16 protein-coding genes and 1 pseudogene are annotated in these 15,618 nt (G+C 66.3%); 7 read left to right on the forward strand and 10 right to left on the reverse strand.

Annotated elements, in window-relative coordinates:
• Nucleotides 1-2 precede the first annotated feature (2 nt).
• Complete coding sequence (locus ACX12F_RS26840) at nt 3-1,223, reverse strand: oxygenase MpaB family protein (protein WP_459367276.1); 1,221 nt, start codon at nt 1,221-1,223, stop codon at nt 3-5.
• Between the two features lie 105 nt (nt 1,224-1,328).
• Here ACX12F_RS26840 and ACX12F_RS26845 point away from each other — a divergent pair, with 105 nt between their 5' ends.
• A complete protein-coding gene (locus tag ACX12F_RS26845) occupies nt 1,329-1,766 on the forward strand; it encodes a DUF3887 domain-containing protein (protein ID WP_459367277.1) in 438 nt (145 codons plus the stop codon).
• A 3-nt stretch (nt 1,767-1,769) separates the two neighbouring features.
• Here ACX12F_RS26845 and ACX12F_RS26850 read toward each other — a convergent pair whose 3' ends face one another.
• Both ACX12F_RS26850 and ACX12F_RS26855 read right to left on the reverse strand, forming a co-directional pair.
• Nucleotides 1,770-2,813, reverse strand: a complete 1,044-nt coding sequence (locus tag ACX12F_RS26850) for a zinc-dependent alcohol dehydrogenase family protein (RefSeq protein WP_459367278.1) — start codon at nt 2,811-2,813, stop codon at nt 1,770-1,772.
• A gap of 21 nt (nt 2,814-2,834) precedes the next feature.
• Entirely contained in the window at nt 2,835-3,347 is a 513-nt protein-coding gene (locus tag ACX12F_RS26855) for an ABC transporter substrate-binding protein (RefSeq protein WP_459367279.1), read from the reverse strand.
• 196 nt (nt 3,348-3,543) lie between these two features.
• Between ACX12F_RS26855 and cspE the strand changes: the two genes are divergently transcribed.
• Nucleotides 3,544-3,747, forward strand: a complete 204-nt coding sequence (gene cspE / locus ACX12F_RS26860) for a transcription antiterminator/RNA stability regulator CspE (RefSeq protein WP_043402873.1) — start codon at nt 3,544-3,546, stop codon at nt 3,745-3,747.
• Nucleotides 3,748-4,173: 426 nt separating this feature from the next.
• On the opposite strand, the gene nicT is transcribed toward cspE, so the two are convergent.
• Nucleotides 4,174-5,283 (reverse strand): Nickel transporter NicT, encoded by a 1,110-nt coding sequence (nicT, locus tag ACX12F_RS26865; protein ID WP_459367280.1) that lies wholly within the window; start codon nt 5,281-5,283, stop codon nt 4,174-4,176.
• Between the two features lie 343 nt (nt 5,284-5,626).
• On the opposite strand from nicT, the gene ACX12F_RS26870 reads away from it, so the two are divergent.
• The 3 genes and pseudogenes from ACX12F_RS26870 to ACX12F_RS26880 form a co-directional block, all read left to right on the forward strand.
• Nucleotides 5,627-6,316: a YcnI family protein gene (locus tag ACX12F_RS26870; RefSeq protein ID WP_459367281.1), complete on the forward strand. Its 690-nt coding sequence runs from the start codon at nt 5,627-5,629 to the stop codon at nt 6,314-6,316.
• A 203-nt stretch (nt 6,317-6,519) separates the two neighbouring features.
• Nucleotides 6,520-6,876, forward strand: coding sequence for a copper resistance CopC family protein (locus ACX12F_RS26875; RefSeq protein ID WP_459367282.1), 357 nt, complete (start codon nt 6,520-6,522; stop codon nt 6,874-6,876).
• A gap of 51 nt (nt 6,877-6,927) precedes the next feature.
• Nucleotides 6,928-7,224 (forward strand): annotated as a pseudogene (locus tag ACX12F_RS26880) (WhiB family transcriptional regulator); the annotation flags it as partial.
• Nucleotides 7,225-7,395: 171 nt separating this feature from the next.
• Here ACX12F_RS26880 and ACX12F_RS26885 read toward each other — a convergent pair.
• The 3 genes from ACX12F_RS26885 to ACX12F_RS26895 all read right to left on the reverse strand — a co-directional run bounded on the left by ACX12F_RS26885 (nt 7,396) and on the right by ACX12F_RS26895 (nt 10,310).
• On the reverse strand, nt 7,396-8,076 hold the full coding sequence (locus tag ACX12F_RS26885; RefSeq protein ID WP_459367283.1) for a GAP family protein: 681 nt from the start codon (nt 8,074-8,076) through the stop codon (nt 7,396-7,398).
• 162 nt (nt 8,077-8,238) lie between these two features.
• On the reverse strand, nt 8,239-9,264 hold the full coding sequence (gene ligD, locus ACX12F_RS26890; RefSeq protein WP_459367284.1) for a non-homologous end-joining DNA ligase: 1,026 nt from the start codon (nt 9,262-9,264) through the stop codon (nt 8,239-8,241).
• Nucleotides 9,264-10,310 carry an ATP-dependent DNA ligase gene (locus ACX12F_RS26895; protein ID WP_459367285.1) on the reverse strand — a complete coding sequence of 349 codons (1,047 nt, stop codon included), beginning with the start codon at nt 10,308-10,310 and terminating at the stop codon, nt 9,264-9,266. Before ACX12F_RS26895 ends, ligD begins: the two co-directional genes overlap by 1 nt.
• Nucleotides 10,311-10,368: 58 nt before the next feature.
• Between ACX12F_RS26895 and gluQRS the strand changes: the two genes are divergently transcribed.
• Nucleotides 10,369-11,244, forward strand: a complete 876-nt coding sequence (gene gluQRS / locus ACX12F_RS26900) for a tRNA glutamyl-Q(34) synthetase GluQRS (RefSeq protein ID WP_459367286.1) — start codon at nt 10,369-10,371, stop codon at nt 11,242-11,244.
• A 272-nt stretch (nt 11,245-11,516) separates the two neighbouring features.
• Here the strand turns inward: gluQRS and ACX12F_RS26905 are convergent, their stop codons facing one another.
• Genes ACX12F_RS26905 through tgt form a run of 3 tightly spaced genes read right to left on the reverse strand, consistent with a single transcriptional unit; the run spans nt 11,517 to nt 14,875 of the window.
• On the reverse strand, nt 11,517-12,356 hold the full coding sequence (locus ACX12F_RS26905) for an SDR family NAD(P)-dependent oxidoreductase (RefSeq protein ID WP_459367287.1): 840 nt from the start codon (nt 12,354-12,356) through the stop codon (nt 11,517-11,519).
• Nucleotides 12,357-12,376: 20 nt separating this feature from the next.
• Nucleotides 12,377-13,606 carry a cytochrome P450 gene (locus tag ACX12F_RS26910; RefSeq protein ID WP_459367288.1) on the reverse strand — a complete coding sequence of 410 codons (1,230 nt, stop codon included), beginning with the start codon at nt 13,604-13,606 and terminating at the stop codon, nt 12,377-12,379.
• A gap of 42 nt (nt 13,607-13,648) precedes the next feature.
• Nucleotides 13,649-14,875 carry a tRNA guanosine(34) transglycosylase Tgt gene (gene tgt, locus ACX12F_RS26915; protein ID WP_459367289.1) on the reverse strand — a complete coding sequence of 409 codons (1,227 nt, stop codon included), beginning with the start codon at nt 14,873-14,875 and terminating at the stop codon, nt 13,649-13,651.
• Nucleotides 14,876-15,056: 181 nt separating this feature from the next.
• Between tgt and ACX12F_RS26920 the strand changes: the two genes are divergently transcribed.
• Nucleotides 15,057-15,551 carry a lipoprotein LpqH gene (locus ACX12F_RS26920; RefSeq protein WP_459367290.1) on the forward strand — a complete coding sequence of 165 codons (495 nt, stop codon included), beginning with the start codon at nt 15,057-15,059 and terminating at the stop codon, nt 15,549-15,551.
• The last annotated feature ends 67 nt before the right edge of the window (nt 15,552-15,618 follow it).

Below are 15,618 nucleotides of genomic sequence, written 5' to 3' on the forward strand. Positions count from 1 at the left end.
GCTCAGGCCACGCCCCGAAGGTGGGATGCAGACGCCCCGATGGTGGCCTGGTCCGCGCCGGTCATCGTGTGCAGCAGCGCCTTCTGCTCACGTGACCCGCGGTCGGCCGCTCGCTCCGAACCGCCCGGCAGGACCAGCGCCGCAATGCTGCGGACGCCGTTGACCGGAATGCGGAGCACCGGATACCACGGCGGCATGTAGGCCGGCAGCCCTAGCGTGCGCATCACCCGCGGACCCAGGAAGGCAGTCGTGACCGACAGATGCTGCGCCCAGGCCAGTCGTCGGCGAAAACCGGTCGCAGCGCGGTAATGCCAGGCCAGCGGGTCACTCGCCATCGGCACCGACAACTGCTTGGTGGTCTCGTCGGAGACCGCGAGCGCGGTGGAGGTCTGATACAGGATGCGGACGCTGTCGCGGAACGATCGCGGCAGCCATTCGTCCTGCACACCCATCAGCCAGCCCACGTACCGGGTGAGATGAGCGACGCTGCTCAACTCGGCAGGCGTAGCCAGGATGCCCATCGCCAGCCCACCGAGCACGGGCGCGATCAGGGCCCCGACGAGTGTGGCCGCCATGTCGGTCTGATTGACCGGCAGGCCCCACTGCTCGGGGCGCCAGTCCGGCATCGCCGGCACGTGCCGGCGCACCATGGCATGGACGAACCGCACGCGGATCGTGGACCGGTAGCCCGAGCCGAACTTGTCCAGGCCACCGTCGTCTATCACATCGAGTGCCCACTGCATGGTCTCGGCGAACCGCTGGTTGGACCCCTTTTCCAGGGCTCTGGTCCGCAACAAGGTCTGATTGAACCCGGAGAACTGGTAGCCGCCCAGCAGCGCCACGTCGCGAGCGATGTACATGCCGTCCGCGCCGCCGCGGCGCAACGTGCGCTGCCCGATGCGCAGCGCGTCATGGTCAACCCAGTCCGGCGTGGCCTCGAGCGATTCGAAGAACCGACGCAACGGCTCCGGCGCCTCCGGCACGCTGGCGATACCGTCGGCGAGCGCCTGGTTGAAGAGCGGACGCAGCTGCTTCATGCCCGACTCCGACATCCAGGCGACCAAGGAGTCCATGGGCTCGTCGCCGACATTGAGGCGCTCACCCAGCCGCTGCCACTGCGCTGCATCGGGTTTTCCGATGGCCAGCATGGCGGCGAACGAACTGATCGCCGCGGGTACCGGCTGCGGGCCGTCGGGATGACGGGCCGGGATCGGCAGAGACATCGTTTTCTCGCTCCTTGTCACCGTTGACAACGTGTGTAGTCAAACTAGGCGGTACCCGGGGTCTCGTCAATGGCACGCCGGACGCGAGCGCATAGGCTGGCCGTCATGTGGCGGGGAGAACAGTCCAAGCATCAGGGTCGGAACACATGGCCGGCCGCGATCACCGCGCTCGGGATCGGCGCGGGCGCCGCACTCGGGATGGCACCAACCGCGCTGGCGGCCGATGCCCCCGACCAGGTGGCGATGACGGCGATCGACGACATCGCGGCGGGCAACTACGCCGCCGTCACCGCCCGCTTCGACCCTGAATTGCAGAAGCGCCTGTCCCCCAAGGCATTACAGCAGGTGTGGGACGGCTACCAGCGCACGTTCGGGGCGTTCCAGTCCCACGGCGGTCCCGAGGACACGACCCGTGGCGACCTGACGGTGGTCAATGTGCCGCTGCAGATGGATCGCATGCCGGGCCAGTTCCGGGTCAAGATTCACCCCGACGGCACCATCGCCGGCGTGTACTTCCTTCGGGAAGGCGTGCCCGTCCCCTGACCGTCAGGGCTGACGCGGGTCGATGAGAGTGACGCCGACAGGGCTGGCGGCACCGAACTCCGGGAGCAGGCGGGCGCCTTCGGCCAGCCCCACCACCTGCTCGACCAGCGCTTGCGGGCGCAATTTACCCGCGGCGACCAACTCCAGCATCTCGGGGTAGTCGGCACTGGCCATCCCGTGCGAGCCCAGAACATCCAATTCCCAGGCGATTACGCGATCCATCGGCACCTGCGGATGACCGTCGACGTTGGGCAGCAGACCCACCTGAACGTGACGTCCCTGCCGACGCAGGCTGTGAATAGCGTCGGCACACGTCCCCGCGGTGCCGACCGCGTCGACCGCGACATGGCTGCCACCGCCAGTGAGCTCGTGGACCGCGGCAGCCACGTCAGAACCGTTGGCCAGCACGGTTTCGGTGGCGCCGAGGCTTCGCGCCAGCTCCAGTGCCGCCGGGGTGCGGTCGACGGCGATGACGTTGGCGCCGGCGGCGGCCGCCACCTGGACCGCGCTCAGCCCTACCCCTCCGGCACCGATCACCGTGACCCACTCGCCAGGCCGCACATCGGCGCGAGCGCGCAGCGCCCGGTAGGCGGTGGCGAACCGGCAGCCCAGCGCCGCTGCCGCGGCGTCGTCGATAACCTCGGGCACCGCAACGAGATTCGTGTCGGCCGCATGCAGGGCGACGTATTCACCGAATGAACCCCAGTGAGTGAAACCCGGCTGGGTCTGGTCAGGGCACACCTGCGCCTGACCACCGGCACACCATTCGCAGATTCCGCACCCACACACGAACGGCGTGGTGACCCGATCACCGACATGCCAGCGCCGAACGTCGGCGCCCACTGCGACCACTTCCCCGACCAGCTCATGACCGGGCACGTGCGGGAGGGCGACGCCGTCGTCGTGTCCGGCCCAGGCGTGCCAGTCGCTGCGGCACAAGCCGGTCGCGTGCACCTGCACCACGACGCCGCCGCGTGACGGCGTCGGGTCCGCGACCGACCGGACGTCCACCGGCCCGCCGAACTGCTCGAAGATCACCGCGCGCATCAGCCAATCGTCCCCGGTCGGTCACGATGCCGGGTAGGCACCCGCCGAATGTGGAACGACACGTCTTTGACCGCGTGAACGACCATCCGCCCGTCGGTGTGACCACGGGGAACCTCGCGTCCACATGGGACACGGCGAGCAGCATGTCGGTATCCGGGACATCACGTAGTCGATGATCCGGCGGTACACGTAGACGACGTCGGACGCGGTGAGCGAGCTGCCGTCGTGGAACGTCACCCCGGGCTGCAGATGGAACGTCCACGCCAGTTGATCAGCCGAAGTATCCCAGGACTGTGCGAGGGCCGGCCGCATGGCCAGATCGGCGTCCGGCTCGACCAAGGTGTCGAAGACGTTCTCGAGGACCTCGAAGGAGAAGTAGGCGCTGGTCTTCTGAGGGTCTAGCTGGTCGGGCTCGCCGGAAATCGCGGCGATCAGATAGCCCGCGTCCCGGCCCAGGTCAACGCGGTGCACGGGCGTACAGGCGACCGCAAAAAGGACGAAAACCGCTGCGCACACGGCCGCAACCAGTCGCATGTCCGTCACTTCCAGGCCGGGCCGGCAGCGGGCGGAGGCCGGCGTACTCCTGTGCGGTTCCCATACCCGCCGAACCACCCATTCACACCTGACATCGATATGCGCTGTTCAGGGTGCACAGACGCAACTGTCTGAGCTAAGATTCCGGGCGGACGTTTCTTCCTAACGTCCTGCTCTACATGAGAGAAGTTGGTATATGCCACAGGGAACTGTGAAATGGTTTAACAGTGAGAAGGGCTTCGGCTTCATCACTCCGGACGACGGCAGCAAGGATCTGTTCGTCCACTACTCGGAGATCAAGAGCAACGGCTTCCGCACCCTCGATGAGGGCCAGCGGGTCGAGTTCGAGGTGGGTCAGGGCAGCAAGGGCCCGGCTGCGACCGGAGTTACTGCGGTCTAACTGAGCTGCAAAGCTCAGCGGGCTGGTGCGGAACGTTTCGCGCCAGCCCACAATTCTTTCTCCACGCTGTCGGCGGATGCTCAGGCCTCTGACCTGGGCATCCGCGCGACGGTGCCCACGGGAACCCTTGCCGCCGACAGTCTGCGGAATCGGCCCATGCGGCAGCACGCTCGCCCCTCGGTTCGACGACGGCACACGTGCTCTGTGCCGGTTGTCAGGTCGCGGTGTCGGTACCGCAGCTGCATTCCGAACCGCATTCGCAGTTCTCACAGGTGCAATTCGGGTTCCCGCAGCCGGTGGCTTCCTGCGTTTCATCGCTGGTCATGCATCTGATGCTAGGCCCGCGTCGGCGGACCGAGAAGGCCCGCGCGAGGTCCTGTCGAGTGGCGCGGTTGCGGTTGGTGGCCGATGCCGATTCCCGCCGTTCTACCGGCCGGCGGACCCAGCCGCCCAGCGCCGTTCGACACCGCCGAGGTGCCAGTACCCGATCGCGACCAGCCACGTGACCGCGAACAGACCAACGATGATGAAGCCGACGTTGTTCAGGTCCAGGCCACTGATCCAATCGCTCACCGGATTGACCCAAACCGCGTTGTTGTGCAGCACCCCAACGAGTTCGATGGTGCCGATCAGCAGCGCCACCGCGATCGACAGACCGGTGATGGTGAGGTTGTAGAAAATTTTGCGGACGGGTTCGGCGAACGCCCAGTCGTAGGCCACGGTCATGAACAGGCCGTCCGCAGTGTCCATCAGACTCATCCCGGCAGCGAACAGCACGGGCAGCGTCAACACCGCGTACCACGGCAGACCGGCAGCGGCGCCAGTCCCGGCCAGCGCCAACAAGGTCACTTCAGTCGCGGTGTCGAAGCCCAACCCGAACAGCAACCCGACGGGCAGCATATGGATCGGGCGGGTGATGCGATTGGTGACCGGGCGCAGGATACGGGCCAGTAAGCCGCGGCTATCCAGCTGCTTTTCGAGGTCGTGTTCGTTGAACTCGCCGCGGCGCAGCTTGGTGAACACCCGCCAAATCCCGGCAAGGGCAACGATATTGACGATGCCGATGAGCCACAGGAACAAACCCGAGGCGAGGGTTCCGGCGATGCCCAGGTCGTGCCGAGCCGCCGAGTCGTCGTCTTCGAGCACCCCGGCGACGGTGGTGGCCGCCAGAACCAGCAGCGCCATGATCAGCACGGTCATCGAGTGGCCCATGGCGAACCAGAAGCCGACCGATTTGGGCCTGGCGCCGTCGGCGGTCAGCTTGCGGGTGGTGTTGTCGATCGCCGCAATATGGTCGGCGTCGAAAGCGTGCCGCAGCCCGAAGGTATACGCGGTGACGCCCAGCCCGACCCCGAACACCTGTGTGCCCACTTGGTAATGGTGTGGCGCCACCAGCAGCATCAGCGAACCGAACCCGACCAGGTGCAAGGCCACGATGGCGGCGGCCAGGGCCGCGAATTCCCGCCAATCATGGCGCTCCCATGCCTGAGTGATTCGGCGAAACACCCTGGGAGACAACTGGACTGATTCAGACACGCGGTTCCTCCGTGGGGATCACGCGTCCCCGTCGTGGGCGATGCAGGCGGACGGGTCTGGCTCCCACCCTCGCCACGTAAGCCGCGACGCGGGTGGTCACAGTGGCGCGACCGCACCGGAATTGCACCGGATTCCGCGCCGCCTACGACTTTCAGATACGCAACGTATCACCGCGAACCGGCGGTGGCCAGCAGCCGAAACGGCCTGCGGCATCCGCCCGAACGGATGACTGGAGCATCCGGGGACGCGATCGAGTGATCCGGGAACCAGACCAGGTCCGCAGACGACTAATAGAACCCATGCGTTGCATGGGTGCAGACGCCAACGGCCGACAGGAGTACCCATGGGAACACGTCAACGGAGCGTGGCCGCCGCGGTGGCGGTGGCGGTGGCGATATTGGCGCCCGCCGGCACGGCAGCAGCGCACGTGAAAGTGTCCGGAACCGATACCACACCGGGCGGTTTCGGGGTTCTGACGTTCCGGGTGCCCACCGAATCAGCCACCGCATCCACCACCGGCCTGGTCGTGACCCTGCCGGCCGATCACCCGATCATTTCGGTCACCGCGCAGGACAAACCGGGCTGGATTGTGACCGTCACCCACAAAACGTTGCCCACACCGCAGAAAGATGACGACGGCAACAAAGTTAGCGACTACATCGCCACTGTCGAATGGAAAGCCGCGCCAGGGCACCCTGGTATCGCACCGAACCTGTTCGACACCTTCAGCCTCGCGGCGGGCCCCCTCCCCAAAGCACCGTCGATCATCATGCCCACAGTCCAGACGTATAGCGATGGCACGGTGGTGAACTGGAACGAAACGACCACAGCGGGCGGCGCTGAGCCGGAACACCCCGCACCGGTGCTGTCCCTGACCTCCGCCGGGACCAACAGCGGAGCTCCGACCCCCACCACCGCACCCTCGCCGGCGGGGCCGGCACCGTCATGGCTGCCCATCACCGCCCTGGGGGTGGCGCTGGTCGCGCTCCTGCTGGGCGTGGCCAACCTCGCGGTGGCACGCCGCAAGAACTGACCGCCGCGCGGTGGTGTCGCGGCTGCACCGGTCGTGGGCACCGGCCGATGATCACGTTCCCAGCAAACTGACAGCTCGATCGCGGAACTAACCATCCGACCACGCCGACTATCCGACGTGGCGAACTGTGGCATGCCCCCGGTTTACCACCGTTTGAACCGCTACCGGGCCCGGCGGACTGCCCCAGAACGAAAGTGATCCACATGAAACCCCTGCGCTGGATGACCGCCGCGACGGTCATGACCGCAACGGCCGTGCTGACCCCGGCAATCGCGTCCGCGCACGACTGGGTGGTGGCCACCACCCCGGCCGAAAGCTCCACCGGACCGTCCCCGACCCAGGTGTCGATCACCTACAACGAAGCGGTGAAGAACCCCCAAATCTGGGTGATCGGGCCTGACCACGCGGAATGGACCACCGGCCCACTGAAGGGGTCCGGAGCGACCTACAGCGTCGCGCTGCGACCCGCGCTGATCCCGGGCGAGTACACCGTGCACTGGCACAACACCTCCGCCGACGGCGACGAGGTCCACAGCCAGTGGTCGTTCACCGTCGGCTGATCACTGGCGGTCCCTGACAGGACACCAGCGGACGAGAAAGGATGGTGGCCCGTGACATTGCCTCAACAGCTGCCCGGCCAATACACCGACGTGTGGGACTGGCAACTGCGGGCCTCCTGCCGCGGTGCTGACTGGCGCACTTTCTTCTCACCCGACGGCGAACGGGGACGGGCCCGTTCAGCCCGCGAGAACCGCGCCAAACAGATGTGCCGGCAATGCCCGGTCATGGCCGAATGTCGCGCCCACGCCTTGCGGGTGCAAGAACCGTACGGCACCTGGGGCGGACTCAGTGAGGCCGAACGGGCCTGGATCACCGGTGGCACCGGCAATCGACGCCCCTATCGCCGCCCTACCTCACCCGGCCCGGACAAGACCTTGCCGCCCGGTGATCACCATAGAACGACGGCCACAACCGCGTCCCGACGCGCCGGTAACCACGTAGCGCGCAACCGCAATCACCCAACACCGTTATGAGAGAACAGTTTTCGGACCGGCATGCGCGCAGAAATGCTCGAGGTTTCAGAGCCACCCGAGCGCACGCGCGCCGTTATGAAGCACCATCGCGCCGATGACGACCATGATCACGGCCATCAACGCGGCGTTGTTCTTCTCCATCCAGTCCTTGAGCCGTCGCATCGTGTCATCAAGTCGATCACCGGCAATCGCGTAAGCCAGCGTCGGAATCGCCACCGTCGACGCGGCGACGATCACGAAGAAGGCCGCCGCCAACCAGTCGCCCTCGAGCCCTAGCCCGGCGGTGCCGATCGCCAATCCGGCTGGCACACAGATCAATACGACGTCGGGGCGCACCACCACCAGCGCCGCACCCATCGCGGCCGCACGCGTGGGAGTGACGGTCGCGATCTTCTTCATCCAGCCCGGCGAGTCCGTACTGTTGTGCCGCGTGAACCAGCGATAGATGCCGAAGACGATGAGTGCCGCGCCCAGCACCACCCGTAGCCACGAAGCCCACTCCGGCGGCGCCTTGTGCGCGTCGCTGAGCGAATGCGACAACTGGACGCACACCGCGATCACCGCCGCCAGGCCCACCGCCCAGCCGGCGAGGAACGCCAGGCCCGTCGGCCGGGGCCGCGACGCCTGCAGGACCAACACCGCCGGAATGACAGTGATCGGCGACAGTGCCACCACCAGTCCGAGCGGAACAAGCCCGGTCAACACCGTGCCCCAGCTTCCAGTCATGGGCAGCAATCTACCCAGTGAACCCCATCAGAACAGCGGCGATCGTCAATATCCGTCAGCATGCGTCAGCGACTCATCGGGACATCACGTACATACCCGTCATTCGCCCCGCAAGCCACTCCGGTACCGCACCGCACCGGCACCCGAGTTCCCTGTGAGGTTCTAGGAACCTTTCAAGTCCCGGTCTTTACTCGGCTGCACCCGCTTGGGCTCGCCCGGCATCTTCGGATAATTCGGCGGGTAGGGCAGGTCACCCAGTCCGCGGTCCTCGTCGGCCCGCACCATCTCGAGCAGCGGCTCCAGGGAGTATGCGACGTCGTCGATACTGGCCCACGGATCGTCGCGCTGCGCAAGCAGTTTCGGCACGGTGGCCATGGTGTAGTCGTCGGGATCGGCGTCGGCTAGCTCAGCCCACGACAGCGGCGTCGACACGGTGGCGATCGGCGTCTTGCGCACCGAGTACGCAGATGCGAAGGTCCGGTCCCGGGCGTTCTGGTTGTAGTCGATGAACAACCGCTCGCCTCGCTCTTCCTTCCACCATGACGTCGTCACCGCGTCGGGCGCACGCCGCTCCACCTCGCGGGCGAGCGCGATACCGGCCCGGCGCACGGCGATGAAGTCCCACTCCGGTTTGATCCGGACGAAGACGTGCACCCCACGCCCGCCGGACGTCTTGGGATAACCGGTCAGGCCCAGCTCGTCGAGGATCGGCTTGAGCACACCGGTCGCGATCTCGCGGGCGTCTTTGAAATCGGTACCCGGCTGCGGGTCCAGGTCGATGCGCAACTCGTCAGGGTGCTCGACGTCCGGGCACCGGACCTGCCACGGGTGCAACGTGACGGTGCCCATCTGCGCGGCCCAGATAATGGCCGAGGGGTGCGTCACCTTCAGCGCATCGGCGGTACGGCCCGACGGGAAGGTCACCCGGCAGGTCTCGAGATAGTCGGGATGCTTTACCGGGACGCGCTTTTGGTAGATCTCCTCCCCTTCGATGCCATCCGGGAACCGTTGCAAGTGGGTGGGCCGGTCCCGCAGCAGCGTCACAATCCGGTCGGCGACGGCCAGGTAGTAGTCGACCATCGTGCGCTTGGTGCCTTTGCTCCCCAACTGCGGGAAGTACACCTTGTCAGGGTTGGTGAACCTGACGGCTACGCCGTCGACATCGAGTTGTTCCGCGGCGCTTGCCATTATGAATTCTCCAGGACGTCGTACAGGTCATAGTTGAGTGGCACGTCGAGTTGGTCGAACGTACAGCTCTCCGGATCCCGGTCCGGACGCCAGCGCCGGAACTTCACCGTGTGCCGGAATCGTCTGCCGTGCACGCTATTTCCTTCCATCTGGTCGTACGCCACCTCACACACCTTCTCCGGACGGATCGGAATCCAGGTCTTGTCGGCCGCCGAATTCCAGCGGCTCGGCTCGCCGTCCTGCGCGTCACCCTTTCGTAGCGGCTCCAGTTCAGCGAGCAGTGCGATCCGGTCTTTGACGCTGAAAGACGCTGCGCCACCGACCATGTGGAGGTTGCCGCCGTTGTAGAGGCCCAGGAGTATCGACCCGATGCCGTCACCGCTCTTGTGGATGCGATAGCCGATGGCCACGCAATCCGCGTCACGGGCGTGCTTGACCTTGACCATCTCCCGCTTGCCCGGCAGATAGGGACCGTCAAGCCGTTTGGCGATCACACCGTCTAGACCGGCGCCTTCGAACGTGGTCAGCCAGTGTGCACCCTGTTCCGGGTCCTCGGTAGTCCGCGTGACATGGCACCACTGCTTCTCACTCACCAGTTCTTGCAGCGCTGCCCGACGGACGCGGAATGGCTCGGCCAGTAGGCTCCGACTGCCGTCGGCCAGCGCGTCGAAGCCGATGAAGTGCGCGGGAGTCTGTTCGGCAAGCATCTGTACCCGGCTGGCCGCAGGGTGGATGCGCTGGCTCAGCGACTCCCAGTCCAGCCGGATGCGGCCGTGGATTTCCCGCGGCACCACGACCTCGCCATCGAGCACGCAGCGCGGCGCGACCTCGTCCCGCAACGCCGCGACCAGTTCCGGGAAGTACCGGCCCAGTTCTTTTCCGTTGCGTGACTGCAGCACCACCTCGTCGCCGTCGCGGAACACCAGGGCCCGGAACCCGTCCCATTTGGGCTCGTAGGACCACCCCGCCTCATCCGGCACTTTCGCGGCGGCCTTGGCGAGCATGGGGTCTATCGGCGGCTGCACGGGTAGGTCCACAGTTTCCATAGTCACGTAGACCGGCGCGGGTGGGCAATCTCATCGCCCGGCGCGTTACATTGCGGTCGTGTCCCACTCACCCGCCGGCCGGTTCGCGCCGAGTCCGTCCGCCGACCTGCACATCGGCAACGTGCGCACCGCGGTGCTGGCGTGGTTGTTCGCGCGGTCCACTGGCCGCCGCTTTCTGGTGCGCGTGGAGGATTTGGACGATCGCACGTTCGCCGACGTGGCCCAACGGCAACTGGACGATCTGGCGTCTGTCGGACTGACTTGGGACGAACCGCCCGAATACCAGACCGCACACGAGGCCCGCTACCTCGCTGTCGTCGATGAGCTGACCGCACGCGGCCTGACGTTCGAATGCTTCTGCAGCAGAAAGGACATCCAGCAGGCACCCCGGGCGCCACATGCGCCCGAAGGCGCCTATCCCGGCACATGTCGCGATCTCAGTGCCGACGAGCGCGCCGCGCGCCGCGCCGCGGGCCGCCCGCCCGTCACTCGATTGCGTTCGGAAACAAACGAATACACCGTCACCGATCTGCTGCACGGCACGTACACCGGTGTCGTCGACGACTTCGTGCTGCGCCGCGGCGACAACGTGCCGGCCTACAACCTGGCCGTGGTGGTGGACGACGCCGCCCAGGGCATCGACCAGGTGGTGCGCGGCGACGACCTGTTGCCGTCGTCCCCGCGGCAGGCGTATCTGGCTGCGCTGCTGAGCTATTCGCAGCCCGTCTACGCGCACGTCCCGCTGGTTCTCAACGCCGACGGTAAGCGGCTGGCCAAGCGCGATGGCGCGGTGACGGTTTCGGAGATCGGACCGGAATCAGCGATGGCACAGATCGCGGCGTCACTGGGCTATACCGCTACCACACTCGACGGCATGCTGGCCGAGTTCGATCCGGCCAGACTTCCCCGCGAGCCGTGGATTTTCCGGCCCTAGGCTAGGCACGTCGACTGTGCGTCTACGCACATCGCTACTCGAACTCTTGCTGCGTTATCGCAATCTCAACTACCACAGGGGATTTGCTAGTCGAGCGCTCAGCGGGTGGACTCCGCCAGCTGCCGGGGGACCCGGGGCAAGTACGCGGCATCAATCACAAGGCCCTAGCCGCCACCCTGATTGAGTCCAGGTACCTTTTGCAAACGCCAGAGCCCCGCCTGTGCAACAATCACCGACAGATCGCGACTGCACTCAGGTACTTAGGCAGAGCCTCACACCCGGCGCGGCACTCCGAATACCTTGGCCAGCAAGAATCCTCGCACCGATGCCGGGATGTTCGTCATCAGCGCAGCCTGCAGCTTGGGCCCCAACCCGACGACATACCGCGGCTTGGGCCGCCGCGCGGTGAGCGCTTCCTCCACCACGGCAACGACTTTCGCCGGGTCGACCGCCATTTTCTGCGACAGCGGAATCATCTTCTTCATCCCGGCGATGTGCCGGCCGTACAGAGCGTGGTGCGCGGGTGAGGTCGCGGATTCCAATTCGACCACCATGTCGTCGGCCTTGCGCCACATGTCGGTATCGGTCTGGGCGGGCTCGACGACCACCACCGGAACGTTCCAGGGCCGCAGTTCGATTCGCAGTGCTTCGGCTCCGGCCTCCAACGCGAACTTCGACGCCGCGTAGGCACCCAGCATCGGCGCCGACAATTGCCCGTTGACGCTGGAGATGAACACCACCCGACCACGGGACGCCCGCAACTTGGGCAGCACCGCCGCGGTCACGGCGAACTGACCAACCACATTGACGTCCAACTGCTTCCGCCAGTCCGCGGGCGTCAGCGTCTCCACGGGGCCGGCCACCACGATGCCCGCATTGTTCACCACGGCATCCAACCGGTCCGGCAGAGCCGCTGCCAGTGCGTCGACATCGTCGTCAGAGGTGACATCGAGGATCACGGCCGAAATCCGTTGCGGGGCCAGCGCCACGACCGCCGCGGCGTCGGCTTTGGAGCGCACCCCGGCGATGACGTCCCACCCGGTCGCGGCGAGGTGCTGGGTGATGGCCAGGCCGATGCCGCGGCCGGCACCGGTGACGAGAACTGAAGGCATACGCGCGAGCGTAGCCGGGATCAGACGGTGACCGGCAGGGTGGCCAGACCGCGCAGCGTCAGGTTGGGCTTGTAGACGGGCTCGCCCGCCAATTGCGCGTCGGGGAACCGTGCCGCCAGCGCCGAGAGCGCGACGGACGCCTCCAGCCGCGCCAGCGGCGCACCGAGACAGAAATGCGGGCCCTTGCCGAAGGCCAGGTGCTTGATCACGGCGCGGTCCGGGTCGAACTCGCCGGGCCTGTCGAACATCCGCGGATCACGCTGCGCGGCAGCCAGCAGCAGCATCATGATGTCGCCCCGCGGCACGGCGACGCCACCGATCTGGATGTCCTCGACGGCGACTCTGCTGGTCAGCTGTACCGGCGGGTCGAAGCGCAGCGTCTCCTCGACGATCGTCGACGCGCGCGCGGGGTCGGCCGCCAACTCCGCCCAGTAGCGCGGGTGCCGCAGCATGGCCAGCGCGGCGTTGGCGATCAGATTCACCGTCGTCTCATGCCCGGCGATCAGTAGCAGGTTGCAGGTCGCGACGATCTCTTCGGAGGTCAACTGGTCACCGTCCTCTTCGGCGGCGATCAGCGCGGAGATCAGGTCCTCGCCCGGCGAACTGCGGCGCTCGGCGATCAGATCACGCAGATACCCGCGCAACCACAGCCCGGCCTCCATCAAATCCGTATTGTCCTCGGCCGTCCCGTCGTTCACCGCCACGAACGGGTCCAGTCCGTGGGCCAAGAGCGCCGAGGCGCGGCTGAACTGCGGCTCGTCGGCCATCGGCACCCCGAGCAGCCGGCAGATCACCGCGACCGGCAGCGGATAGGCCAGGTCGGCCACCACGTCCATGGTGCCCGTGACGCCCTCGAGCAAGCCGTCCACCATGGCCACGATGTCGGCCTCGAGCGCCTTGATCACCTTGGGCGCGAACGCCTTCTGCGCCAGTCCTCGCAGACGGGTGTGGTCCGGCGGGTCGAGGAACAGGAAGCCCGGTTCGCCGAACGGCCGGGCCTGACGCTGTCCTGCGGCGATCTGCTTCTGCGACACCGTCGATTTCAACCTGTCGTTGGCGGACGCCGGGTGCCGCAGCACCTCGTCGCACTCGGCGAAGCCCGGAAACACCACCACGTTCGCGTCGGGCAGCGCCAGCGGGCCGGCGTCGAGGAATCGCTCATACAGCGGGTACGGGTCAGCGCGGTTGCCCGGATCCATCAACCCCAGTAGCAGGGTCTGGGGATCGATCACTCCCGGTGCGCCAGTCATACAAGCAATTGTGCACAGCGCGGGATCGTCGCAGGTGGTTCCCTATCTGGACCCGTAGTAACGCCCCAGCACGTGGTCGCGCAACTCGTCGAACTCCCCCGCCCCGATCGCGGCCCGGATCTGGTCGACGAGCCGGATGATGAACCGTTCGTTGTGGATGGTGCCCAGCGTGGCCGCCAGAATTTCCTTGGCCTTGAACAAGTGGTGCAGATACGCCCGGGTGTAGTTGGCGCAGGTGTAGCAATCACACTCGGCGTCAATGGGATTGAAGTCGCGCTTGAACCGCGCGTTGGTGACGTTGAAGCGGCCCGTCACCGAATACATCGCCGCGTTGCGGGCGACCCGCGACGGTGACACACAGTCGAAGGTGTCGGCTCCGGCCTCGATGGCGGCGAACAGGTCGTCCGGCTCACTGATGCCCAGCAGGTGCCGGGGCTTGTCGGCCGGCAGTTCGTCCGTCACCCAGCCGACGATCGTCGCGAGATTCTGCTTCTCCAGCGCGCCGCCGATGCCGTAACCGTCGAAGCCCCGGCCGTCCTCGTCGACGATTCCGACCAGCCCTTTGGTGGCCTGCCGGCGCAAGTCCTCGTACTGCGCGCCCTGCACCACCCCGAACAGCGCCTGGGCAGGCTTGCCGGCGCGTTCGATGCTCAGTCGCCGATGTTCGGCCAGGCAACGCTCCGCCCACCGGTGCGTGCGTTCCACCGAACGTTCCTGATAAGCGCGGGTATTCACCAGCGTGGTCAATTCATCGAAGGCGAAGATGATGTCCGCACCGAGCTGGTGCTGAATACCGATCGACACCTCGGGCGTGAACCGATGCTCGTCGCCGCTGCGGTGCGAGCGGAACGTCACCCCGTCCTCGTCGACGTGTGCGAGACGCTCTTTTCCTTCGGCAATGATGTCGTCGGCCTGCAAGCGGGCCGTGTCCATGGCCAGCACCTTCTTGAAGCCCACACCGAGGGACATCACCTGGAAGCCACCACTGTCCGTGAAGGTCGGCCCGGGCCAGTTCATGAAGGCGCCGAGACCTCCCGCCTCGTCCACCACGTCGGGCCCGGGCTGCAGGTACAGATGGTAGGCGTTGGCCAGGAGTGCCTGCGCCCCAAGCGCTTTCATGGTCTCCGGGAGAACGCCCTTGACCGTGGCCGCGGTGCCGACGGCGATGAACGCCGGGGTCTGGATGTCACCGTGTGGGGTATGGATGACCCCGGCCCGGGCACGCCGGTCCGGCAGTTCGGCGGTGACTTCGAAGTACGGCTGGCTCACCGCTGTATTCAATCAATTCCCCGGCCGGACGCCCGAATGCCCGCCGACAACACGGAAACAAACAGGTCAGGACGGTTATAGGGATTTTCTGTGAATTCCATGAACAGTCGGGTGGCGAACCTCATAATGCACTGGATGACCCGCCGATCTCGACGGTTCGCAATACAAAGGAGCACAAGTTATGAAACGTGGTTTGGTTGTCGCCGTCGCCGGCGCCGCGGTTCTGGCCGCCGGCCTGACCGGCTGTTCCAAGGACGACAAGAAGTCGTCTTCCGGCTCGTCGGCCACCGCGTCGGCTTCGGCTTCGTCGGCTGCGGGTAACTCCAGCGCGGGCTCCGGCACCGCGAAGGTCAGCATCGACGGCAAGGCCCAGGACGTCCAGGGCCAGATCGGTTGCACCACAGCAGCCGGCAACGTCGTCATCGCCATCGGCAACGCCTCGGGCGGCCTGGGCGTCACCCTGACCGACGCCGACCCGCCAGTCGTCAAGACCGTCGGCCTGGGCGCTGTCAACGGCGTCACCCTCGGCTACACCGACGGTGTCCCGGGCGGCGAGGCCAAGGCCACCAAGGACGGCAAGACCTACAAGATCAGCGGCACCGCGACCGGGGTCGACATGGCCAACCCCATGGAGCCCACCAAGAAGCCCTTCGAGATCGAGGTCACCTGCCCCTAGCAGGTACCCGCACACAGACACGGGTGGTGTTCCGGTTGCCGGAACACCACCCGTTCTGCATTCCCGG

It is taken from the genome of Mycolicibacterium sp. HS_4_1 (assembly GCF_054515875.1).